The sequence below is a fragment of the Pseudomonas sp. ADAK18 genome (assembly GCF_012935695.1).
In the GTDB taxonomy this organism is placed as follows: Bacteria; Pseudomonadota; Gammaproteobacteria; order Pseudomonadales; family Pseudomonadaceae; genus Aquipseudomonas.
On record NZ_CP052859.1, the window covers coordinates 5,427,617 to 5,448,913 of the forward strand.

General features: G+C 59.4%; 23 protein-coding genes and 1 pseudogene. 16 read left to right on the forward strand and 8 right to left on the reverse strand.

Annotation, left to right across the window (positions count from 1 at the left end; all coding sequences use genetic code 11):
- Positions 1-56: 56 nt before the first annotated feature.
- Positions 57-1,550: an aldehyde dehydrogenase gene (locus HKK55_RS24680; protein ID WP_169356986.1), complete on the reverse strand. Its 1,494-nt coding sequence runs from the start codon at positions 1,548-1,550 to the stop codon at positions 57-59.
- A gap of 230 nt (positions 1,551-1,780) precedes the next feature.
- On the opposite strand from HKK55_RS24680, the gene HKK55_RS24685 reads away from it, so the two are divergent.
- Positions 1,781-2,143 (forward strand): cupin domain-containing protein, encoded by a 363-nt coding sequence (locus HKK55_RS24685; protein WP_169356987.1) that lies wholly within the window; start codon positions 1,781-1,783, stop codon positions 2,141-2,143.
- 94 nt (positions 2,144-2,237) lie between these two features.
- Entirely contained in the window at positions 2,238-2,444 is a 207-nt protein-coding gene (locus HKK55_RS24690) for an I78 family peptidase inhibitor (RefSeq protein ID WP_169356988.1), read from the forward strand.
- 70 nt (positions 2,445-2,514) lie between these two features.
- Here HKK55_RS24690 and rpmG read toward each other — a convergent pair whose 3' ends face one another.
- Positions 2,515-2,670, reverse strand: coding sequence for a 50S ribosomal protein L33 (rpmG, locus tag HKK55_RS24695; protein ID WP_003176906.1), 156 nt, complete (start codon positions 2,668-2,670; stop codon positions 2,515-2,517).
- 11 nt (positions 2,671-2,681) lie between these two features.
- Complete coding sequence (rpmB, locus tag HKK55_RS24700) at positions 2,682-2,915, reverse strand: 50S ribosomal protein L28 (protein ID WP_154741347.1); 234 nt, start codon at positions 2,913-2,915, stop codon at positions 2,682-2,684.
- Positions 2,916-3,373: 458 nt separating this feature from the next.
- Between rpmB and HKK55_RS24705 the strand changes: the two genes are divergently transcribed.
- Positions 3,374-4,966: an ABC transporter substrate-binding protein gene (locus tag HKK55_RS24705; protein WP_169356989.1), complete on the forward strand. Its 1,593-nt coding sequence runs from the start codon at positions 3,374-3,376 to the stop codon at positions 4,964-4,966.
- Positions 4,967-4,994: 28 nt separating this feature from the next.
- Here the strand turns inward: HKK55_RS24705 and radC are convergent, their stop codons facing one another.
- Positions 4,995-5,669, reverse strand: a complete 675-nt coding sequence (radC, locus tag HKK55_RS24710) for a DNA repair protein RadC (protein ID WP_169356990.1) — start codon at positions 5,667-5,669, stop codon at positions 4,995-4,997.
- Between the two features lie 130 nt (positions 5,670-5,799).
- Here radC and coaBC point away from each other — a divergent pair, with 130 nt between their 5' ends.
- From coaBC to argB, 4 genes and pseudogenes are all read left to right on the forward strand, one after another.
- Entirely contained in the window at positions 5,800-7,008 is a 1,209-nt protein-coding gene (gene coaBC, locus HKK55_RS24715; protein WP_016970585.1) for a bifunctional phosphopantothenoylcysteine decarboxylase/phosphopantothenate--cysteine ligase CoaBC, read from the forward strand.
- A gap of 5 nt (positions 7,009-7,013) precedes the next feature.
- Entirely contained in the window at positions 7,014-7,469 is a 456-nt protein-coding gene (dut, locus tag HKK55_RS24720) for a dUTP diphosphatase (RefSeq protein ID WP_169356991.1), read from the forward strand.
- A gap of 245 nt (positions 7,470-7,714) precedes the next feature.
- Positions 7,715-9,121 (forward strand): annotated as a pseudogene (locus HKK55_RS24725) (phosphomannomutase/phosphoglucomutase); the annotation flags it as partial.
- A gap of 21 nt (positions 9,122-9,142) precedes the next feature.
- The gene (gene argB / locus HKK55_RS24730) at positions 9,143-10,048 is read left to right on the forward strand and encodes an acetylglutamate kinase (RefSeq protein WP_003213275.1); all 906 of its coding nucleotides are present in this window, start codon (positions 9,143-9,145) and stop codon (positions 10,046-10,048) included.
- Positions 10,049-10,193: 145 nt separating this feature from the next.
- Here argB and pyrE read toward each other — a convergent pair whose 3' ends face one another.
- Positions 10,194-10,838 carry an orotate phosphoribosyltransferase gene (gene pyrE / locus HKK55_RS24735; RefSeq protein WP_106575858.1) on the reverse strand — a complete coding sequence of 215 codons (645 nt, stop codon included), beginning with the start codon at positions 10,836-10,838 and terminating at the stop codon, positions 10,194-10,196.
- An 82-nt stretch (positions 10,839-10,920) separates the two neighbouring features.
- On the opposite strand from pyrE, the gene HKK55_RS24740 reads away from it, so the two are divergent.
- A complete protein-coding gene (locus HKK55_RS24740) occupies positions 10,921-11,700 on the forward strand; it encodes an exodeoxyribonuclease III (protein WP_003176915.1) in 780 nt (259 codons plus the stop codon).
- Positions 11,701-11,764: 64 nt separating this feature from the next.
- On the opposite strand, the gene HKK55_RS24745 is transcribed toward HKK55_RS24740, so the two are convergent.
- The gene (locus HKK55_RS24745) at positions 11,765-12,133 is read right to left on the reverse strand and encodes a DUF4870 domain-containing protein (RefSeq protein ID WP_169356993.1); all 369 of its coding nucleotides are present in this window, start codon (positions 12,131-12,133) and stop codon (positions 11,765-11,767) included.
- 22 nt (positions 12,134-12,155) lie between these two features.
- Positions 12,156-12,878, reverse strand: coding sequence for a ribonuclease PH (gene rph, locus HKK55_RS24750; protein ID WP_155582446.1), 723 nt, complete (start codon positions 12,876-12,878; stop codon positions 12,156-12,158).
- Between the two features lie 243 nt (positions 12,879-13,121).
- Here rph and HKK55_RS24755 point away from each other — a divergent pair, with 243 nt between their 5' ends.
- The 7 genes from HKK55_RS24755 (at position 13,122) to HKK55_RS24785 (ending at position 19,235) form a co-directional block, all read left to right on the forward strand.
- Entirely contained in the window at positions 13,122-13,985 is an 864-nt protein-coding gene (locus HKK55_RS24755) for a YicC/YloC family endoribonuclease (protein WP_169356994.1), read from the forward strand.
- 10 nt (positions 13,986-13,995) lie between these two features.
- A complete protein-coding gene (gmk, locus tag HKK55_RS24760; RefSeq protein WP_169356995.1) occupies positions 13,996-14,616 on the forward strand; it encodes a guanylate kinase in 621 nt (206 codons plus the stop codon).
- Between the two features lie 167 nt (positions 14,617-14,783).
- A complete protein-coding gene (rpoZ, locus tag HKK55_RS24765) occupies positions 14,784-15,047 on the forward strand; it encodes a DNA-directed RNA polymerase subunit omega (protein WP_017735757.1) in 264 nt (87 codons plus the stop codon).
- A gap of 60 nt (positions 15,048-15,107) precedes the next feature.
- The gene (gene spoT, locus HKK55_RS24770; RefSeq protein WP_169356996.1) at positions 15,108-17,213 is read left to right on the forward strand and encodes a bifunctional GTP diphosphokinase/guanosine-3',5'-bis pyrophosphate 3'-pyrophosphohydrolase; all 2,106 of its coding nucleotides are present in this window, start codon (positions 15,108-15,110) and stop codon (positions 17,211-17,213) included.
- 24 nt (positions 17,214-17,237) lie between these two features.
- On the forward strand, positions 17,238-17,618 hold the full coding sequence (locus tag HKK55_RS24775; RefSeq protein WP_003176922.1) for a RidA family protein: 381 nt from the start codon (positions 17,238-17,240) through the stop codon (positions 17,616-17,618).
- A 61-nt stretch (positions 17,619-17,679) separates the two neighbouring features.
- The gene (locus HKK55_RS24780) at positions 17,680-18,423 is read left to right on the forward strand and encodes a hypothetical protein (RefSeq protein ID WP_169356997.1); all 744 of its coding nucleotides are present in this window, start codon (positions 17,680-17,682) and stop codon (positions 18,421-18,423) included.
- A 77-nt stretch (positions 18,424-18,500) separates the two neighbouring features.
- Complete coding sequence (locus HKK55_RS24785) at positions 18,501-19,235, forward strand: hypothetical protein (protein WP_169356998.1); 735 nt, start codon at positions 18,501-18,503, stop codon at positions 19,233-19,235.
- 31 nt (positions 19,236-19,266) lie between these two features.
- Here the strand turns inward: HKK55_RS24785 and HKK55_RS24790 are convergent, their stop codons facing one another.
- Positions 19,267-20,118: an SDR family oxidoreductase gene (locus tag HKK55_RS24790; protein WP_169356999.1), complete on the reverse strand. Its 852-nt coding sequence runs from the start codon at positions 20,116-20,118 to the stop codon at positions 19,267-19,269.
- Between the two features lie 188 nt (positions 20,119-20,306).
- Here HKK55_RS24790 and exbB point away from each other — a divergent pair, with 188 nt between their 5' ends.
- Entirely contained in the window at positions 20,307-21,293 is a 987-nt protein-coding gene (exbB, locus tag HKK55_RS24795; protein WP_169357000.1) for a tonB-system energizer ExbB, read from the forward strand.
- Positions 21,294-21,297: the final 4 nt, after the last annotated feature.

Sequence of the window (21,297 nt, forward strand, 5' to 3'; positions counted from 1 at the left end):
CACCGAGGTGATGCTATCGCGGGCAAGCCCGCTCCCACAGGGATCTCGAGTGTTGCTTACAACTTGATCCAGGTCGCCTTCAGCTCGGTGTACTTGTCGAACGCGTGCAGCGATTTGTCGCGGCCGTTACCCGACTGCTTGAAGCCGCCGAACGGTGCGGTCATGTCGCCGCCATCGTATTGGTTGACCCACACGCTACCGGCGCGCAGCGCCTTGGCGGTCAGGTGAGCCTTGGAGATGTTCGACGTCCACACCGCAGCGGCGAGGCCGTATTGGGTGTCGTTGGCAATCTCGATGGCTTCTTCCACGCTGTCGAAGGCAATCACCGACAGCACTGGGCCGAAGATTTCTTCCTGGGCGATCCGCATCGCGTTCGTCACACCATCGAAAATCGTTGGCTCGACGTAGGTACCGCCCGTTTCCTGCAATATGCGTTTGCCACCGGCCACCAGCTTGGCGCCATCGCCATGCCCGGCTTCGATGTACGACAGCACGGTGTTCATCTGCTGGGTATCCACCAAGGCACCGACGGTAGTGGCCGGGTCCAGCGGATTGCCCGGCTTCCAGCCCTTGAGGGCCTCGATCACCAACGGCAGGAATTTATCCTTGATCGAACGCTCCACCAGCAGGCGCGAGCCGGCGGTGCAGACTTCGCCCTGGTTGAAAGCAATGGCACCGGCGGCGGCTTCAGCAGCCGCTTGCAGGTCCGGCGCATCGGCAAACACGATGTTCGGGCTCTTGCCGCCAGCTTCCAGCCAGACGCGCTTCATGTTCGACTCGCCGGAGCGGATCAGCAACTGCTTGGCGATTTTGGTGGAGCCGGTGAACACCAGGGTATCGACGTCCATGTGCACCGCCAGGGCATTACCCACGGTGTGGCCGTAGCCCGGCAGCACGTTGAGTACGCCTTTCGGAATGCCAGCTTCAACAGCCAGCGCCGCGATGCGGATGGCAGTCAGTGGCGACTTTTCAGACGGCTTGAGGATCACCGAGTTACCGGTGGACAGCGCCGGCCCGAGTTTCCAGCAGGCCATCATCAGCGGGAAGTTCCACGGCACGATCGCACCGACCACGCCGACCGGCTCACGGGTCACCAGACCCAATTGGTCATGGGGAGTGGCGGCGACTTCGTCGTAGATCTTGTCGATGGCCTCGCCGCTCCAGCTCAGGGCTTGCGCCGCGCCGGGGACGTCGATGTTCAGGGAGTCGCTGATAGGTTTGCCCATGTCCAGGGTTTCCAGCAGCGCCAGCTCTTCGGCATTGGCCTTGAGCAGTGCCGCGAAACGGATCATGGTGGCTTTGCGTTTGCTCGGCGCCAGGCGCGACCAGACGCCGGAATTGAAGGTGGCGCGGGCATTTTCAACGGCGCGCTGGGCGTCAGCGACGTCACAGCTGGCAACGGTGGTCAGCAGTCGGCCGTCGACCGGGCTGATGCACTCGAACGTGTCACCGGAAACAGCTGCGGTGTATTCGCCATTGATGTAGGCGCGGCCTTCGATCTTCAGATCCTTGGCGCGTTGTTCCCAGTCGGCACGGGTCAGGGTGGTCATGCGAGTGTCCTCCTCTTATTGAATACAAAGGGCCTGGTGAGTACTCAGGTACCTTCAAAGAATTCTTGCCCGGCCAGCCATCTGTTTGGCTCAAGGCACCCGCCACCCTAAACCAGCGGCCAGGGATGTTTCAATATATTTGACATAACTGTCGTAAACACCCTTGCGATGTTCATTTTAATAAACATAGACTTTGGCCATTCCAACCGCAGGCCAGACGGGACACGCTCATGAACATTCAGAATATTGTCGACTTCAGCCAGGCCAAGACCGAGCCTGACCGCTACCGCCCGGCCGCGGAAAAAATCCTCAAGGGCGACCCCGAACAAACCATTTACAACCACTACAACAGTCCGTGCGGCCAGATGAGCGCCGGGGTCTGGGAAGGTGAGGTCGGGCAGTGGAAGGTCAACTACAGCGAACATGAGTACTGCGAGATCGTCCAGGGTGTTTCGGTACTGCGCGATACCGACGGCAATGCCAAGACCCTGCGAGCGGGTGATCGCTTCGTGATTCCAGCAGGCTTTACCGGCACCTGGGAGGTATTGGAGACGTGCCGCAAGATCTACGTGGTGTTCGAAGAAAAGGCCTGATTTATCTACCTCCCTGGCCCACCGAACCTGCGCGACTCTGTTGCGCCGCCTTGAACCCAAGGCAGCGCAACAGATCAACACAGCAGGAGGCAGCATGGACCGGCTTACCGATGAACAGGTAATCGACGATTTTCAGCACATCATCGGCCAAAAATACTCACAGGCCATTCTTCACGAGGTGCAGCAGGAAAGTGGTCGCCCTGTGCGGGCTGGCCATTACGGCACCACCGATTATTGCCCGGAGCGGATCAACCTGGAGATGGATGATCAGGACGCGATAACAGGCATCACCTTTGGCTGATTGCCTTTATCCAGACAAAAAAAAGCCCGCATCGTGAGATACGGGCTTTTTTCACAAGAAAGAAAACCAATTACTTGATTTTGCCTTCTTTATAGATCACGTGCTTGCGAACGCGCGGGTCGAACATTTTCTTTTCGAGCTTGTCCGGGGTAGTACGCTTGTTCTTGTCGGTAGTGTAGAAGTGACCAGTACCGGCGCTAGAGATCATTCGAATCAATTCACGCATGATATAGCTCCTTAGATTGTGCCGGCGCGGCGCATTTCAGCGAGCACGACAGTGATGCCACGCTTGTCGATGATGCGCATGCCTTTGGCAGATACGCGCAGACGGACAAAACGTTTCTCTTCTTCAACCCAAAAGCGATGATGCTGCAGGTTCGGCAGGAAACGACGACGGGTTTTGTTGTTTGCGTGGGAAATGTTATTCCCAGTCACCGGACCCTTACCGGTAACTTGACAGACTCTCGACATGCCTCAGCCCTCTAAAACCACATGCCCAACCCGGCATGGGTTGGCCGCTTAATCTCTCAGTCATTTGGCGCCAGGCGCCGCGTTTCTTTAGGGTCTTACCGGCTACACCTACAAGCGAAGGAACCGGGCCCCTAGAAAAGAGCGCTGCTTTATACCAGAAAGACCCCACTGCAACAACAGGCCGTGTGTTTTTACCCACGTAAATCTTACCCATGAACGCCTGAGCCGTTGCCAGGATGGGCTGCTGTAGAAGCTGACCGCTCGTCGCACAGAATGATTTACAGCGCCTGCGCGTACCGCAAGGTACCGGGCAAAACGACCTGAAGCGCCATCAAAACAGCATTTGAGCCAAAAGCACAGGCAAAAATGGGGTAGTCATTTATCAATCACCCTACTACGGTAGGCGTTTTCCAGACTGCACTCGCAGATGGGCCTTCGATCTGCAAAGGAAACCGAATATGCGCCTCGCTGCCCTACCGCTATTGCTAGCCCCTCTTTTTATCGCCTCCCAGGCCCTGGCAGCCACCACCCTGAGTGTCTGTACCGAGGCCAGCCCCGAGGGGTTCGATGTGGTGCAATACAACTCGCTGACCACCACCAACGCCTCAGCGGACGTGCTGATGAACCGCCTGGTGGACTTTGACGCCGCCAGCGGCAAAGTGGTCCCGAGCCTGGCAGACAGTTGGGAAGTATCGCCCGATGGCCTGACGTACACCTTCAAGCTGCACCCGGACGTGAAATTCCATCGCACCGAGTATTTCAGCCCGAGCCGCTCGCTGACCGCCGAAGACGTGCGCTTCAGCTTCGAGCGCATGCTGGACCCGGCCAACCCATGGCACCAGGTCGCCCAGAGCGGCTTCCCTCACGCACAATCCCTGCAGTTGCCTGCACTGATCAAGAAGATCGACGCATTGGACCCACTAACCGTGCGCTTCACCCTGGACCATGCCGACTCCACTTTCCTGGCGACGCTGAGTATGGGTTTTGCTTCGATCTATCCGGCGGAATACGCCGACAAACTGCTCAAGGCTGGCACTCCGGAAAAACTCAACAGCCAGCCCATCGGTACCGGGCCGTTCATCTTCGGGCGCTTCCAGAAAGATGCATCCATCCGCTACAAGGCCAACCCGGATTACTTCGCCGGCAAGCCTGCTGTGGATAACCTGATTTTTGCGATCACCCCAGACGCCAACGTGCGGCTGCAGAAGTTGCGCCGTGACGAATGCCAGATCGCCCTGTCGCCCAAGCCCCTGGACATCACAGCCGCCCAGCAGGACGCCACGCTCAAGGTGGAAAAAACACCCGCGTTCATGACCGCATTTGTTGCCATCAACAGCCAGCATCCGCCGCTGGACAAGCCACAGGTGCGCCAGGCGATCAACCTGGCCTTCGACAAGGCCAGCTATGTCAAAGCCGTATTCGAAGACACCGCTGAACCAGCCAACGGCCCTTTCCCCCCCAATACCTGGAGTTATGCCAAGGAGTTGCCGGGTTATCCCCACGACGTCGCCAAGGCCAAGGCGTTACTGGCGCAAGCCGGGTTCAAGGATGGTTTCAAGACCACCATCTGGACTCGCCCCTCGGGCAGCCTGCTGAACCCCAATCCCAGCTTGGGTGCACAGCTGTTGCAGGCAGACTTGGCGCAAGTCGGCATCCAGGCGGAAATCCGCGTGATCGAATGGGGCGAGCTGATTCGTCGCGCCAAGGCCGGCGAGCACGACCTGCTATTCATGGGCTGGGCCGGGGACAACGGCGACCCGGATAACTTCCTGACCCCGCAGTTCTCCTGCGCGGCGGTGAAATCAGGTACTAACTTCGCTCGCTACTGCGACCCGGGCCTGGACAAGTTGATCAGTGCCGGCAAGACCACCAGTGAACAGGGTGTGCGCAGCAAGCTGTATCAGCAGGCCCAGGCACAAATCCAGCAGCAGGCCCTGTGGCTGCCACTGGCACACCCGACGGCCTTTGCCCTGACTCGCAAGAATGTCGAGGGGTATCAGGTAAGTCCGTTTGGGCGCCAGGATTATTCAAAGGTCAGCGTCAAGCCGTGACAACCCTTTGGGGCCGGCCCGCCGGCCCCTATATCCATCCGTACTCGGCCATCGATAAGGGATCGCCGTCACCCACGATGATGTGATCCAGCACCCGCACATCCACCACTTCCAGGGCTTTTTGCAGCAGTTTGGTCAATTTTCGATCAGCCATGCTGGGCTCGGCGCTGCCGGAAGGATGGTTGTGGCACAGGATCAGCGCGGCTGCGTTATAAGCCAGTGCACGCTTGACCACTTGCCTGGGGTAGACCGTGGCATTGTCGATAGTCCCTTGAAACAACGCCTCGAAACCCAGCACCCGGTGCCTTGAGTCGAGGAACAGGCAACCGAAGATCTCGTGGGGCTCATGACGCAAAAGCGCCTTGAGGTAATCACGCACGGCGACCGGGTTTTCCAGCACCGAATCGTTACGCAGGCGCTCGGCCAAATGACGCCGGCCCATTTCCAGTACCGCCTGGAGCTGGGCGAACTTTGCCGGACCTAAACCCAGGTGCTGGCTGAAAACCACCTGCTTGGCCTCCAGCAACGAGCGCAGGCTGCCAAATTGCGCCAGCAGATGCCGCGCCAGGTCCACCGCACTTTTACCGGACACCCCGGTACGCAAGAAAATCGCCAACAGTTCGGCATCGGAAAGACTCGCCGCACCCAACTCCAAAAGCTTCTCCCGTGGACGCTCCGCCACAGGCCAATCGCGAATACTCATAGCACCTCCGTGTGCACGCGCGCCGCTGTTGCGGCGCGGACGCTGTGTTATCTTAGGCCATCTTTTTGCGTGCGATTTCACCTGGGGAGGGGGCATCGCAACGCCATCACTGAACTGGAAAGGCAAGCCAATGCAGCGTCTGTATCGGAAACGCATCGTTCTCGGCGTCGGCGGCGGTATTGCCGCCTACAAGAGCGCAGAGCTGGTTCGCCGGCTCCTGGACCAAGGCGCGGAAGTGCGCGTGGTCATGACCCGTGGCGGCAGCGAGTTCATTACCCCGCTGACCATGCAGGCGCTGTCCGGCCACCCGGTTCACCTGGACCTGCTGGACCCGGCGGCTGAAGCTGCCATGGGCCATATCGAACTGGCCAAATGGGCCGACCTCGTACTCATCGCCCCGGCTACCGCCGACCTGATCGCCCGCCTGGCACAGGGCATTGCCGACGACCTGCTGACCACCCTGGTGCTGGCCACCGACGCCACCGTCGCCATCGCCCCGGCCATGAACCAGGCCATGTGGCGCGACCCGGCCACCCAAGCCAACACTCAACTGCTGCAAAGCCGTGGCCTCAAGGTCTTCGGCCCGGCGTCCGGCAGCCAGGCCTGTGGCGACGTGGGCATGGGCCGCATGCTCGAGGCCACCGACCTTGCACTGTGTGCCGCCGAGTGCTTCCAGCACCTGGCCCTGACCGGCAAGCACGTATTGATCACCGCTGGCCCGACCCAGGAAAATATCGACCCGGTGCGCTACATCACCAACCATAGCTCAGGAAAAATGGGCTTTGCCCTGGCCGAAGCGGCGGTGGAGGCAGGCGCCCGTGTGACCCTGATCACCGGGCCGGTACACCTGCCGACACCGGATCGAGTCACCCGCATCGACGTAGTCAGCGCCCGGGACATGCTCGCGGCCTGCGAAGCAGCGATTCCCTGCGACCTGTTTATCGCCTCGGCAGCGGTAGCAGACTACCGCCCAGAAGTCGTTGCGCCGCAAAAGCTCAAGAAAGACCCTACAAGCGGCGACGGCCTGCTCCTGCAAATGGTCCGCAACCCGGACATTCTGGCAACGATTGCCACCCGTCCGGATCGTCCGTTCAGCGTCGGTTTCGCTGCAGAAACCGAGCACCTGCTGGACTATGCCGCACGCAAATTGAAAGACAAAAACCTCGACCTGATCGTTGCCAATGATGTCGCCAACCCGAGCATCGGCTTCAACAGCGAGGAAAACGCCTGCAGCGTGATCGACCGCGACCTGCACGCCACCCTTTTCGCCCAGACCAGCAAGGGCAAGATTGCCCGCCAACTGATCTCTTTTATCGCCCAACGGCTGAACCAGGTTTAATTTCCATGCACGCTTTGCAAGCCAAGATCCTCGACCCCCGCATCGGCAACGAATTCCCGCTGCCGGCCTACGCCACGACTGGTTCCGCCGGTCTCGACCTGCGGGCCATGCTCAAGCAGGACACCGTTCTCGAACCGGGCCAGACCTTGCTGATTCCTACTGGCCTGTCGATCTACATCGGCGACCCAGGCCTGGCAGCCATGATCCTCCCGCGTTCCGGCCTGGGTCATAAACACGGCATCGTCCTCGGCAACCTCGTTGGCCTGATCGACTCCGACTACCAGGGCGAGCTGATGGTCTCCTGCTGGAACCGTGGCCAGACCGCGTTCAACATCGCCGTCGGCGAGCGCATTGCTCAGTTGGTGCTGGTACCCGTGGTGCAGGCGCACTTCGAATTGGTCGAAGAGTTCGACGAAACCCAGCGCGGCGCTGGTGGTTTCGGGCATTCCGGCAGCCACTGACTAAGCTGAGTCAGGCTGGGCACCTTGTCCGGCCTGACACCGCCGCATGGCTTTTCAGGATGAAGAATACGCGGAACTGATCGTGAAGATTTCCCAAGCGAAATCAAGGTATTAAGCGGTTAGTCGCACAGAATTCAGGCGCCGATGGCACTTTTGCACTACGAACTCTATGCCAAAAACGCCGTCTTACCCTTCAGTTTGAGCCTGCCGGTCACCACTAAGGCCAGCCCCTTATCGATGGAGTTTCCCCCGCCATGAGCAACGCAGCCAAAGTCGCACCGACATTTCCCGACAGCATTTTCCGCGCCTATGACATCCGCGGTGTTGTCCCCAAGACCCTGACTGCCGAAACTGCCTACTGGATCGGCCGCGCCATTGGCTCCCAGAGCCTGGCCCAAGACGAACCCAATGTTTCCGTTGGCCGTGATGGCCGCCTGTCGGGCCCCGAGCTGGTTGAGCAACTGATCCAGGGCCTGGCCGACAGCGGCTGCCATGTCAGCGACGTCGGCCTGGTGCCAACGCCTGCGCTGTACTACGCGGCCAACGTGCTGGCCGGCAAGTCGGGCGTGATGCTCACCGGCAGCCATAACCCGTCGGACTACAACGGCTTCAAGATCGTCATCGCAGGCGACACCTTGGCCAACGAACAGATCCAGGCCTTGCACACTCGCCTGAAGACCAACGACCTGACCAGCGGCGCAGGCACCGTCACCAAAGTCGACATTCTTCAGCGCTACTCAGACAAAATTACCGGCGACGTCAAACTCGCCCGTCGCCTGAAAGTGGTGGTGGACTGCGGCAACGGCGCGGCCGGCGTGATCGCCCCGCAACTGCTCGAAGCCTTGAACTGCGAAGTGATCCCGCTGTTCTGCGACGTCGACGGCCACTTCCCGAACCACCACCCGGACCCGGGCAAGCCTGAGAACCTGGTGGACCTGATCGCCAAGGTCGAGGAAGTCGGTGCCGATCTCGGCCTGGCCTTCGACGGTGACGGCGACCGTGTCGGCGTGGTGACCAACACCGGCAATATCGTGTTCCCGGACCGCTTGCTGATGCTGTTCGCCCGTGACGTAGTCGCCCGCAACCCTGGCGCCGAGATCATTTTCGACGTCAAATGCACCCGCCGCCTGACACCGCTGATCAAGGAATACGGCGGTCGTCCGCTAATGTGGAAGACCGGTCATTCGTTGATCAAAAAGAAAATGAAGGAAACCGGCGCCCTGTTGGCTGGCGAAATGAGCGGTCACGTGTTCTTCAAGGAGCGCTGGTACGGTTTTGACGACGGCATTTACAGCGCCGCCCGCCTGCTGGAGATCCTCAGCAAGGAAAAATCCACCGCCGAAGAACTGTTTGCAACCTTCCCGGACGATATTTCTACGCCAGAGATCAATATCCATGTGACCGAGGAGAGCAAATTCAGCATCATTGACGCACTGCATGATGCGCAATGGGGCGAAGGCGCCAACCTGACCACCATTGATGGTGTGCGAGTCGATTACGCCAAAGGCTGGGGCCTGGTTCGCGCCTCCAACACCACACCGGTGCTGGTACTGCGTTTCGAGGCGGATACCGAGGCTGAGTTGCAGCGCATCAAGGACGTGTTCCACGCCCAGTTGAAACGTGTTGCCCCTGATCTCCAATTACCGTTCTGATTTTTTGCACCGGAGCCCTGAATGACCCTCGAACGCGAAGCCGCCGCCAATACCGCCAAGGTCCTTTCCGAAGCGTTGCCTTACATTCGACGCTACGTCGGCAAGACGCTGGTGATCAAGTACGGCGGCAATGCCATGGAAAGCGACGAGCTGAAAACCGGCTTTGCCCGCGACATCGTGTTGATGAAAGCTGTCGGGATCAACCCGGTGGTGGTGCACGGCGGCGGTCCGCAAATCGGTGACCTGCTCAAGCGCCTGTCCATCGAGAGTCATTTCATCGACGGTATGCGCGTTACCGACGCGCAGACCATGGACGTTGTGGAGATGGTCCTCGGCGGCCAGGTGAACAAAGACATCGTCAACCTGATCAACCGCCACGGCGGCAGCGCCATCGGCCTGACCGGCAAGGACGCCGAACTGATCCGGGCAAAGAAGCTCACCGTGACCCGCAAGACCCCGGAGATGACCCAGCCGGAAATCATCGACATCGGCCAAGTGGGCGAAGTGATCGGCATCAACACCGACTTGCTGAACCTGCTGGTCAAGGGTGATTTCATTCCGGTGATCGCGCCTATCGGTGTAGGCGCCAACGGTGAGTCCTATAACATCAACGCCGATCTGGTGGCCGGCAAGGTGGCCGAGGCGCTGAAGGCTGAGAAGCTGATGTTGCTGACCAACATCGCCGGCTTGATGGACAAGGAAGGCAAGGTATTGACCGGCCTGACCACCCAACAGGTGGACGACCTGATCGCCGACGGCACCATCTACGGCGGCATGCTGCCGAAGATCCGTTGCGCACTGGAAGCGGTGCAAGGCGGCGTCGGCAGTTCGCTGATCCTGGATGGCCGGGTTCCAAATGCGATCCTGCTGGAAATCTTCACTGACACCGGTGTGGGCACCCTGATCAGCAATCGCAAGCGCCCTTAAAACGCTGAAAACAAAAAGCCCCCGCTCAATCAGGTTGAGCGGGGGCTTTTTTGTGGGAGCTGGCTTGCCTGCGATGCAGGCACCTCGGTAAATCAGTTGTACCGAGGTGATGCTATCGCGGGCAAGCCCGGCTCCTACAGAAACATCAAACGCCGAATTGCTCGCGGTATGCACGAACAGCCGGCAAATGCTGCTTGAGCTGTGGATCATCTTCCAGAAACTGCAACACCTGGTTCAGCGACACGATGCTCACCACCGGAATCCCGAAGTCACGCTCCACTTCCTGGATCGCCGACAACTCACCGTTGCCGCGCTCCTGGCGGTTCAGCGCGATCAACACGCCGGCAGCCTTGGCGCCGTCCTGGGAAGCGATGATCTGCATCACCTCGCGAATCGCCGTACCGGCAGTGATCACGTCGTCGATGATCAGCACATCACCCTTGAGCGGCGCGCCCACCAGGCTACCGCCTTCGCCATGGGCCTTGGCTTCCTTGCGGTTGAAGCACCATGGCAGATCCAGCCCGTGATGCTCAGCCAGCGCTACGGCAGTCGCAGCGGCCAAGGGAATACCCTTGTAGGCCGGGCCAAACAGCACATCGAAGGAAATACCACTTTCAACGATGGCCGCTGCGTAGAAACGGCCCAGTTGCGCCAAGGCAGAACCCGAGTTGAACAGGCCCGCGTTGAAGAAGTACGGGCTGGTGCGCCCGGACTTGAGGGTGAACTCACCGAAGCGCAAAACCCCGCGATCGATGGCAAAACGAATGAAATCGCGTTGATACGCCTGCATGAAAAAAGCCTCAGATACCACGGATTTAGCTAATTAGGTAGACGGCGTGTATCATACACGCACGCGATTTTTGGGGCCATTTATGCGGATCATCAGTGTGAACGTCAATGGTATTCAGGCTGCAGTCGAGCGTGGTTTGCTCAGTTGGCTGCAAGCACAGAATGCCGACGTCATCTGCCTGCAGGACACCCGCGCCTCCGCCTTTGAACTGGACGACCCAGCCTTCCAACTGGATGGCTACTTCCTTTATGCCTGTGATGCCGAAGTCCCTGCCCAAGGTGGCGTGGCTTTGTATTCGCGGTTGCAACCCAAGGCGGTCATCAGCGGCCTCGGCTTCGAGACAGCCGACCGCTACGGGCGCTACCTGCAGGCCGATTTCGACAAGGTCAGTATCGCGACCTTGCTGCTTCCATCAGGGCAGAACGGCGATGAAGACTTGAACCAGAAGTTCAAGCTAATGGACGATTTCGCCCGTTATCTGGATAAACAGCGACGCAAACGTCGCGAGTACATTTATTGTGGCTCGCTGTACGTGGCGCAACAGAAGCTGGATATCAAGAACTGGCGCGACAGCCAGCAATCCCCGGGCTTCCTGGCGCCAGAACGCGCCTGGATGGACGAGATTGTCGGCAACATGGGTTATGTAGATGCCCTGCGCGAAGTCAGCCGCGAAGGCGATCAGTACAGCTGGTGGCCAGACAACGAACAGGCTGAGATGCTCAACCTGGGTTGGCGTTTCGACTACCAGTTGCTGACCCCTGGCTTGCGCCGGTTCGTGCGCAGTGCACGCCTGCCGCGTCAGCCTAGGTTTTCGCAACACGCGCCACTGATCGTGGACTACGACTGGACCCTGACCATCTAAGGTCGATTCCAGAATGCAAAAAAGCCGACATCGCTGTCGGCTTTTTTGTGGGTGCCTACTGGAGCTATTTGACCAGCCGCCAGGTAAACGGGTACCGGTAAGGTATGCCCTGATTGGCCTTGAGCCCACCGATAATGGTCAGCACCAACGCTGCGATCAACACAAACGCCAGCAGCGCAAAGCCGATCAATACGAACATCAGCAGATAACAAATCGCCGAAGCGATGGCCACGGTGATCTGGAAGTTCAGCGCTTCCTTACCCTGGTCGTCAATGAACGGGTCCATCTCACGCTTGACCTGCCACAGGATCAACGGCCCCAGCAGGTTGCCGAACGGAAACCACATCCCTAGAAACGCCGCGAAGTGACAAAGCATCGCCCACTGGCGAACTTCCTGGCTCGGCGTCGGCAGTGAAAGTTGACTGTCACTCATGGCGCTTCTCCTTGAGGCTGACTTAGTCAGCCAATGCAGCGGTTTGCAGTTCGAACAGTTCGGTCATGCCTTTCTGGGCCAAGGCCAGCATGGCGTTCAGCTCGTGCGGCTGGAACGGCGCACCTTCGGCGGTGCCCTGGACTTCGATGAAACCACCGGAACTGGTCATCACCACGTTCAGATCGGTCTCGGCAGCCGAGTCCTCAAGATAGTCCAGATCCAGCACTGGCTCACCCTGATACATGCCCACCGAAACAGCGGCGATCATCTGCTTGAGCGGATCACCGGCTTTCAGGCCGCCGCGCTTCTTGATGACTTTCAAGGCATCGGCCAGAGCAACCATGGCGCCGGTGATGGACGCGGTACGGGTACCACCGTCGGCCTGGATCACGTCGCAATCGACGTACAGGGTCACATCACCCAGCTTAGACATGTCCAGCGCTGCGCGCAGGGAACGGCCGATCAGGCGCTGGATTTCCAGGGTACGGCCGCCTTGCTTGCCACGGCTGGCTTCGCGCTGGTTACGCTCGCCGGTGGCACGCGGCAGCATGCCGTATTCGGCGGTCAACCAACCTTGGCCCTGCCCCTTGAGGAAACGTGGCACGCCATTTTCGACGCTGACGGTGCAGATAACCTTGGTATCGCCAAACTCGACCAGTACAGATCCCTCGGCGTGTTTGGTGTAGTTGCGGGTGATGCGGATCGAGCGGAGCTGATCGGCAGCGCGACCACTTGGACGTTTCATAGGGAACACCTGTACTGAGGACGAAAAACTGCCGAGCATTATAGAGCTGCCAGCCGCGCGTGGGCACTTCTAAAAAAATCCAGTTACGAAGCAGCGCGCTGAACCGCACCTGCCACCCTTTGTCACAGCCACTGTTTGGGGCCGTACGCCCCGTTGCGCTACAATCCTGCGCCTTCGCAGCCTGTCGGCTTCAATCTACCTATCAGCCCGCCCGTTTGCGGGACTGCATCGCGAGGTACCTCCATGGTGCACAGCATGACCGCCTTCGCCCGCGTCGAAAAAGCTGGCGTCCAAGGCACCCTGAGCTGGGAGCTGCGCTCGGTCAACAGCCGCTATCTGGAACCCCATTTGCGCCTGCCAGAGTCCTTCCGCGACCTCGAAGGCGCGGTCCGCGAAGCGCTGCGCCAGGGCCTGTCCCGTGGCAAGCTGGAATGCACCCTGCGCTTTACCGAAGAAACCACCGGCAAGCCGTTGCAGATTGACCGCGATCGTGCCGCTCAACTCGTGGCCGCTGCCGAAACCATCGCCAGCCTGATCAAGCAGCCCGCTGCGTTGAACCCCCTCGAGGTCCTGGCCTGGCCGGGCGTGCTGGTGGCCGACGCCACTGACCCGCAAGCCCTGAATGCCGAAGCCTTGGCGCTGTTCAATCAAGGCTTGAAGGAACTCAAGGCTGGCCGCGAGCGTGAAGGTGCCGAACTCGCCCGCCTGATCAACGAACGCCTGACGTCCATCGAAGAAGACGTGGTCACCTTGCGCGAGCTGGTACCGCAGATGTTGGCGACCCAGCGCCAGAAGGTCCTCGACCGCTTCGCCGACATGCAGGCCGAGCTGGATCCGGTCCGTCTGGAACAGGAAATGGTCCTACTGGCGCAAAAGAGCGACGTCGCCGAAGAACTCGACCGCCTGAGCACCCACATCCTGGAAGTGCGCCGCGTGCTCAAGTCCGCAGGTGCCGCCGGTCGGCGCCTGGACTTCCTGATGCAGGAACTCAACCGCGAAGCCAATACACTGGGCTCCAAGGCTTTCGATCCGCGCAGCACCACGGCTGCGGTCAACCTCAAAGTGTTGATCGAGCAGATGCGCGAACAAGTACAGAATATTGAGTAAGGCAACCCCCATGACCCACAGCACCGGCACCCTGTACATCATTTCCGCCCCATCGGGCGCGGGCAAGAGCAGCCTGGTCAAGGCCCTGACCGACGCCGATCAGGAGATCCGCGTCTCGGTCTCCCACACCACCCGCGCCATGCGCCCCGGTGAAGTGAACGGCGTGAACTACCATTTCGTCGAACGCAATGAGTTCGTGAAGATGATCGAGCACGGGGACTTCCTCGAGCGCGCCGAGGTGTTCGGTAACCTCTACGGCACCTCCCAAAGCCACCTGCAGCAGACCTTGGACGAAGGCCACGACCTGATCCTGGAAATCGACTGGCAGGGTGCCGAGCAAGTGCGTCAACTGATGCCCAAGGCTCGCTCGGTCTTCATTCTGCCGCCGTCCCTTGAGGCCCTGCGCCAGCGCCTGAACAACCGCGGCCAAGACAGCGACGAAGTCATCGAAGGCCGCATGCGTGAAGCAGTCAGTGAAATGAGCCATTATGTCGACTACGACTACCTGATCATCAACGACGATTTTGCCCAGGCCCTGGACGATCTGAAGGCGATTTTCCGTGCCAATCAGCTCCAGCAGAAACGTCAGCAACAGCGTTTTGGCAAATTACTGGCCGAATTGCTCGGCTGACAGGCTCTTCCCAAAACCGCTGCAAGGGCTTTACATTGGCACTTGTAGCGCGCTTGAGGCGGGTCCTTGAAAATCAGCGCTTCCCTAAACGCTGGTGATTTTTTAAACTGTTCAGTCCGCTCGCCCAACCGGGCAGCGCGCATATTGCATTCGCTCCGAGGAATATCATGGCCCGCGTAACTGTTGAAGACTGCCTAGACCACGTGGCAAACCGCTTTGAGCTGGTCATGCTCTCTACCAAGCGTGCCCGTCAACTGGCAACTGGTGGCAAAGAGCCCCTGGTCCAGTGGGAAAACGACAAGCCTACCGTTGTAGCCCTGCGTGAAATCGCCGAAGGCCTGATGAGCTACGAGTTCATCGCCAACGCTGAAATCGTTGAAGACGAACCGCTGTTTGCAGCGTTCGAGGACGAGTCCAACGAGGCCGTCTAAGCCTATGCCTGGTCGACGTAGCACGGCGCAGGGTCACGGCCAACGGCAGGAGTTAATACTTTGCCGAGCATAGACGCCCTCGCCGATCGCTTATCGACCTACCTCGGCCCAGACCAGGTCAACCTGGTCCGCCGAGCGTACTTCTACGCCGAACAAGCCCACGACGGCCAACGCCGCCGAAGCGGCGAGGCGTATGTCACGCACCCTCTTGCCGTGGCCAATATTCTTGCCGACATGCACATGGACCATCAGAGCCTGATGGCTGCGATGCTGCATGACGTGATCGAAGACACCGGTATTGCCAAGGAAGCGCTCAGTGCGCAATTTGGCGAAACCGTGGCCGAACTGGTCGACGGGGTCAGCAAACTGACCCAGATGAATTTCGAGACCAAGGCCGAAGCCCAGGCGGAAAACTTCCAGAAAATGGCCATGGCCATGGCCCGGGATATCCGGGTGATTCTGGTCAAGCTGGCCGACCGGCTGCACAACATGCGCACGCTGGAAGTGCTGTCCGGCGAAAAACGCCGGCGCATCGCCAAGGAAACACTGGAAATCTACGCGCCCATCGCCAATCGGCTGGGCATGCATGCCATTCGTATCGAATTCGAAGACCTCGGCTTCAAGGCCATGCACCCGATGCGTTCCGCGCGCATCTACCAGGCGGTCAAGCGCGCCCGGGGCAATCGCAAGGAAATCGTCAACAAGATCGAAGAATCCCTGAGCCATTGCCTGGCGATCGATGAGATCGAGGGCGAGGTCAGCGGCCGGCAGAAACACATCTACGGCATCTATAAAAAGATGCGCGGCAAGCGCCGCGCCTTCAACGAGATCATGGACGTCTACGCGTTCCGTATCATCGTCGACAAGGTTGATACCTGCTACCGCGTGCTGGGCGCTGTACATAATTTGTACAAACCCCTGCCGGGACGCTTCAAGGATTACATCGCCATTCCCAAGGCCAACGGCTATCAGTCGCTGCATACCACGCTGTTCGGTATGCATGGGGTCCCGATCGAGATCCAGATCCGTACCCGGGAAATGGAAGAGATGGCCAACAACGGCATTGCCGCCCATTGGCTGTACAAATCCAGCGGCGACGAGCAGCCAAAAGGCACCCATGCCCGCGCCCGCCAGTGGGTCAAGGGTGTGCTGGAAATGCAGCAACGTGCCGGCAACTCCCTGGAATTCATCGAAAGTGTGAAGATCGACCTGTTCCCGGACGAGGTCTATGTGTTCACACCCAAAGGCCGGATCATGGAGCTGCCCAAAGGCTCCACAGCGGTCGACTTTGCCTACGCCGTGCACACCGATGTCGGCAATAGCTGCATCGCATGCCGAATCAATCGCCGCCTGGCACCGCTGTCGGAACCGCTGCAAAGCGGTTCCACCGTGGAGATCGTCAGCGCACCGGGCGCTCGCCCGAATCCGGCCTGGCTCAACTTCGTGGTCACCGGCAAGGCCCGTACCCACATTCGTCACGCCCTGAAGCTGCAACGCCGCTCCGAGTCCATCAGCCTGGGCGAACGCCTACTGAACAAAGTACTCAACGGCTTCGACAGCGCCCTGGACAAGATCCCGGCCGAGCGCGTGCAGGCGATGCTCCACGAGTATCGCCAGGAAACCATCGAAGACTTGCTGGAAGACATAGGCCTGGGCAACCGCATGGCCTATGTCGTCGCCCGCCGCCTGCTGGGCGAAGGCGAACAACTGCCAAGTCCGGAAGGTCCTCTGGCGATTCGCGGCACCGAAGGCCTGGTGCTCAGCTACGCCAAGTGTTGCACGCCGATCCCAGGCGACCCGATTGTCGGCCACCTGTCCGCGGGCAAAGGCATGGTGGTGCACCTGGACAACTGCCGCAATATCAGCGAAATCCGCCACAACCCGGAAAAATGCATCCAACTGTCCTGGGCCAAGGATGTCACTGGCGAATTCAACGTCGAGCTGCGGGTTGAACTGGAACACCAGCGCGGCTTGATCGCCCTGCTGGCCAGCAGCGTCAACGCGGCCGACGGCAATATCGAGAAAATCAGCATGGACGAACGCGATGGTCGCATCAGCGTGGTCCAACTGGTGGTCAGCGTACACGACCGCGTGCACCTGGCCCGCGTGATCAAGAAACTGCGCGCATTGACCGGCGTCATCCGCATCACTCGCATGCGTGCGTAGCCCATCCATTACAAGGAGTCATTCATGACCAAGACAGTTATCACCAGCGACAAGGCACCTGCGGCAATCGGTACTTATTCCCAGGCGATCAAGGCAGGCAATACCGTCTACATGTCCGGCCAGATTCCACTGGACCCAAAAACCATGGAATTGGTTGAAGGTTTCGAAGCACAAACCGTACAGGTCTTCGAAAACCTCAAGTCCGTTGCCGAAGCCGCTGGCGGTTCGTTCAAGGACATCGTCAAGCTGAACATCTTCCTCACCGACCTGAGCCACTTCGCCAAGGTCAACGAGATCATGGGCAAGTACTTCGAACAGCCGTACCCTGCCCGCGCCGCCATCGGCGTTGCTGCCCTGCCAAAGGGCGCGCAGGTTGAGATGGACGCGATTCTGGTCATCGAGTAAAACACCCGGCGCGCCCTCTCTTCAAAAGGGTGCGCCGACATCGTTTTAAAAGGATTCCGTAATGCGCAAAGCGCTCGTTGCTTCTTCGCTGCTCGCCCTGTTGCTCAGCGGCTGTGCCAGCAACCCTGCCGACCGTGACGTCAGCGGTACCTGGATCAACCAGGTCGCCATCGATGCGGCATCCAAGGGTGGCCCTTTGCGTGAAGCCCTGCAGGCCAATGGCCCGAACCTCGAATGGGAGGTCAACACCAAGGCCAACCAGGCGCGCTACTTCAATGGTTTTGAACGTCCCGAAGGTACCTTGGTGGGCGAAAAATCCGGTACCTGGAGCGTTAATTTCTACGGCAGCTCGACTACCGAGCTCAAGCGTGATGGCAAACAACTGCTGCAAGCCGCCAACGACAACGAGCCGGAACAGCTTTTTGGCCGCCCCAAGGAGCCAGCCCCCGAAGGCGCGCCACTGGGTGCCAACTTTGAACTGGCCTTGTACTCAGCTTATATGGGCGGCAGCTGGAAAATCGTCAACGGCAACGGTGAAGGCGCTACCGTGCAATTCCAGGCCAACGGCCAGGTCTCCGGCCTGCCAGGCGCCGACCAGTACTCGCTGTGCCTCGCTGGCGACTGCGCGTCCATGAGCGGCGGCTACGACAGCATCTGGTTGCAGCAAGGCGGCCAGGGTAATCCGTGGATCTTTGCTCGCAAAGGCAAGCAACTGGAAATTTTCCAGGCGATCAATACTGCCCAAACTGACGAAGTGCCTCAGTTCACTCCCGGACCACGGCAGTGGCTGCTGGAAAAACAGTGATACAGAACAAAGGAGCCTGCAGGCTCCTTTTTCTTTAGTCTGCCCCATCGTTTTCCAACCTCGTGCAGAGTGCCCCCATGCGCCTATCACTTGTCCTTTGCCTGATCCTGCTGGGCGGCTGCACTCACACGCCGTCAATAACCGACATCAACGGGCTCTGGATCAACCAGGCAGCCATCGATTCCGCGGCCCAAGGCAGACCCTTGCTACGAGCACTTGATGCGCACGGCTTGAACCTGGAATGGAACATCGACACCCATAGCGGCAAGGCGCAATTTAGCAATGCGTTCGAACTGGGCGAAGGTCAATTGCTGCCAAAGGCGCCTGGCATATGGACCGTCGACTATAACGGCCACGGCACCGACGAACTTCAATCGGATGGCAAGCAACTGATCCAACACACCACGAAAAATACCGCAGGCCAGGTGTTCAGCCGCCCCACCCAGCCCGCCGCCGCAGACGCGAAGTGGGGCACGACCTTCAGACAGGCGCTGAATTCAGCCTATATGGGCGGCCACTGGAAAATCGTTGAGGGCCAAGGCGTCGGCAACTCCGTAGAATTCAGAGCAGATGGCAGCGTGTCAGGGCTGGCAAAAAATGACCGGTACGAGTTATGCCTGGGAGGAGATTGCGCCACTCAAGGCGCAGGCAATGACACCCTCTATTTGGGCACGGGTGATGTGGGAGACGGATGGATTTTCGTCCGCTACGGCAAACAACTGGAGATTCTCCAGGCGATCAACCTGTCCCAACCTGACGAAATACCCCAACTCACACCAGGCCCACGTCAGTGGTTGCTGGAAAAACAGTGACGTAAAAAAGGAGCCCGCAGGCTCCTTTTTTTCAACCCTCGAGAATCGCCGCATACCCTTCGCGATAGCTCGGATACCGCGGCACCCACCCCAGTGCCTTGGCCCGGGCATTGCTGCACCGCTTGCTGCCGGCCCGTCGTACGCTGGCGTCTGCGGCCCATTCAGTCACGCCAAGGTATTCACGTAACCAATCCACCACCTCGGCCAGTGGCACAGGCGCGTCGTCGACGCCGATGTAGCAGTTATCCAGCGCACCGCCCTGCTGCACATGCCTCAGCAAAAAGGCCAACAAGCCCGCAGCGTCATCCGCGTGAATCCGGTTGCCATATAAAGGCGGGTCAATCGCAACGCGATAGCCTTCACGCACCTGGGTCGACAAGCGCTCACGACCGGGGCCATAGATACCCGTGAGGCGCACTACGCTCGCCGGAATACCGCTCTTTAGCGCAACTTGCTCGGCTTCCAACATGACGTTGCCGGAGTAACCACTGGCCTGAGTCTCAGAGGTTTCATCAACCCACTCCCCGCTCTGCTGCCCATAGACGCTGCTGCTGGAAACGAACAGAAGATGCTCAGGCTCCTGACCATAGTCGTTCAACCAGCCGATCACATGCTGCAACCCTTGAACATAGGCCGCGCGGTAGCCTGCTTCGTCGTGATCGGTGGCAGTCGCGCAATACACCAGATAATCCACGCCGCCCACCGGCCAGGTGTCAGGACAGTCTTCGTTGAACAGATCGCCGGCAATCCCGATAACACCCTCGGGAAGGCGCGAGATATCACGCCGCAGGCCATGGACTTCCCAGCCCAGGGCCAGCAACTGGGTCGCCAGACGGCTACCGACATCGCCACAACCGGCAATCACAACAGATGGCGCAGACATCACAAAACTCCATTCTTAAAGGCCAAGGTTAGCCTTCACAGGTGACCGGCGGCCAGGAAATAGACAAATAAAGTAACTGTATTACTTTTGTTAACAAGAATTACTTGCAATAATAACCGCCCATTTGTCCTCGACCCAATGCGGTCTGGAAGGACAATCTCCTATTTTTCCTCTCAGGTCCGGCCAGCATGACACGCAATAAACTCCCCGCTTCGCCAACCAAGCCTCACAGCCCATCCCGCGCCTGGCGTGCGATTGCTGCGATGCTGTTCAGCGTTCTGCTGGCTCCGACCGCCGCGTTCGCCGATAGCACGGCTCCGGTTGCTCAACCGGCCGCCACCGCTCCAGCACCTGAGCAAAACGCTGCCGCGCCAGCCGCCGCACCTACTGCCACCGACCCGGCCCAGGCCGTAGACGCAACGCCCGCCGATGAAACCGGCGTGGTACTGGAAGAAGACAACACCCTGGGCATGGCCCACGACCTGTCGCCTTGGGGCATGTACCAGAACGCTGACATCATCGTGAAGATCGTGATGATCGGCCTGGCCATCGCTTCGGTCATCACCTGGACCATCTGGATCGCCAAAGGCTTCGAGCTGCTGGGCGCCAAACGCCGTCTGCGCACCGAAATCGTCAACCTGAAAAAAGCCACCACCCTTAAGGAAGCCAGCGAAAGCGCGGCGAAGAAGGGAACTCTGGCGCACCTGCTGGTCCACGACGCGCTGGAAGAAATGCGCCTGTCGGCCAACAGCCGTGAAAAAGAAGGCATCAAGGAGCGCGTCAGTTTCCGCCTTGAGCGTCTGGTCGCGGCCTGCGGTCGCAACATGAGCAATGGTACCGGCGTACTCGCCACCATCGGTTCCACCGCGCCCTTCGTCGGCCTGTTCGGTACCGTATGGGGCATCATGAACAGCTTCATCGGCATCGCCAAAACCCAGACCACCAACCTTGCTGTTGTCGCACCCGGCATTGCCGAAGCCCTGCTGGCAACCGCCCTGGGCCTGGTGGCCGCGATTCCTGCGGTGGTGATCTACAACGTCTTCGCCCGTTCGATCGCCGGCTACAAAGCTCAGGTGTCGGATGCCTCGGCTGAAGTCCTGTTGTTGGTCAGCCGTGACCTCGATCACCTGCCTACCGAGCGCAGCTCGCAACCGCACATGGTGAAAGTGGGGTAATCGG

Excerpts from the sequence above, each read along its gene's own strand:
- rpmB (WP_154741347.1), bottom strand. The coding sequence starts at position 2,915 with ATGTCGAGAGTCTGTCAAGTTACCGGTAAGGGTCCGGTGACTGGGAAT.
- coaBC (WP_016970585.1), top strand. The coding sequence starts at position 5,800 with ATGCAGCGTCTGTATCGGAAACGCATCGTTCTCGGCGTCGGCGGCGGT.
- exbB (WP_169357000.1), top strand. The coding sequence starts at position 20,307 with ATGACACGCAATAAACTCCCCGCTTCGCCAACCAAGCCTCACAGCCCA.
- HKK55_RS24785 (WP_169356998.1), top strand. The coding sequence starts at position 18,501 with ATGCGCCTATCACTTGTCCTTTGCCTGATCCTGCTGGGCGGCTGCACT.
- HKK55_RS24790 (WP_169356999.1), bottom strand. The coding sequence starts at position 20,118 with ATGTCTGCGCCATCTGTTGTGATTGCCGGTTGTGGCGATGTCGGTAGC.
- radC (WP_169356990.1), bottom strand. The coding sequence starts at position 5,669 with ATGAGTATTCGCGATTGGCCTGTGGCGGAGCGTCCACGGGAGAAGCTT.
- HKK55_RS24740 (WP_003176915.1), top strand. The coding sequence starts at position 10,921 with ATGCGGATCATCAGTGTGAACGTCAATGGTATTCAGGCTGCAGTCGAG.
- HKK55_RS24755 (WP_169356994.1), top strand. The coding sequence starts at position 13,122 with ATGGTGCACAGCATGACCGCCTTCGCCCGCGTCGAAAAAGCTGGCGTC.
- pyrE (WP_106575858.1), bottom strand. The coding sequence starts at position 10,838 with ATGCAGGCGTATCAACGCGATTTCATTCGTTTTGCCATCGATCGCGGG.
- HKK55_RS24745 (WP_169356993.1), bottom strand. The coding sequence starts at position 12,133 with ATGAGTGACAGTCAACTTTCACTGCCGACGCCGAGCCAGGAAGTTCGC.
- HKK55_RS24685 (WP_169356987.1), top strand. The coding sequence starts at position 1,781 with ATGAACATTCAGAATATTGTCGACTTCAGCCAGGCCAAGACCGAGCCT.
- gmk (WP_169356995.1), top strand. The coding sequence starts at position 13,996 with ATGACCCACAGCACCGGCACCCTGTACATCATTTCCGCCCCATCGGGC.
- HKK55_RS24690 (WP_169356988.1), top strand. The coding sequence starts at position 2,238 with ATGGACCGGCTTACCGATGAACAGGTAATCGACGATTTTCAGCACATC.
- HKK55_RS24705 (WP_169356989.1), top strand. The coding sequence starts at position 3,374 with ATGCGCCTCGCTGCCCTACCGCTATTGCTAGCCCCTCTTTTTATCGCC.
- rpoZ (WP_017735757.1), top strand. The coding sequence starts at position 14,784 with ATGGCCCGCGTAACTGTTGAAGACTGCCTAGACCACGTGGCAAACCGC.
- HKK55_RS24680 (WP_169356986.1), bottom strand. The coding sequence starts at position 1,550 with ATGACCACCCTGACCCGTGCCGACTGGGAACAACGCGCCAAGGATCTG.
- argB (WP_003213275.1), top strand. The coding sequence starts at position 9,143 with ATGACCCTCGAACGCGAAGCCGCCGCCAATACCGCCAAGGTCCTTTCC.
- rph (WP_155582446.1), bottom strand. The coding sequence starts at position 12,878 with ATGAAACGTCCAAGTGGTCGCGCTGCCGATCAGCTCCGCTCGATCCGC.
- rpmG (WP_003176906.1), bottom strand. The coding sequence starts at position 2,670 with ATGCGTGAATTGATTCGAATGATCTCTAGCGCCGGTACTGGTCACTTC.
- HKK55_RS24775 (WP_003176922.1), top strand. The coding sequence starts at position 17,238 with ATGACCAAGACAGTTATCACCAGCGACAAGGCACCTGCGGCAATCGGT.
- HKK55_RS24780 (WP_169356997.1), top strand. The coding sequence starts at position 17,680 with ATGCGCAAAGCGCTCGTTGCTTCTTCGCTGCTCGCCCTGTTGCTCAGC.
- dut (WP_169356991.1), top strand. The coding sequence starts at position 7,014 with ATGCACGCTTTGCAAGCCAAGATCCTCGACCCCCGCATCGGCAACGAA.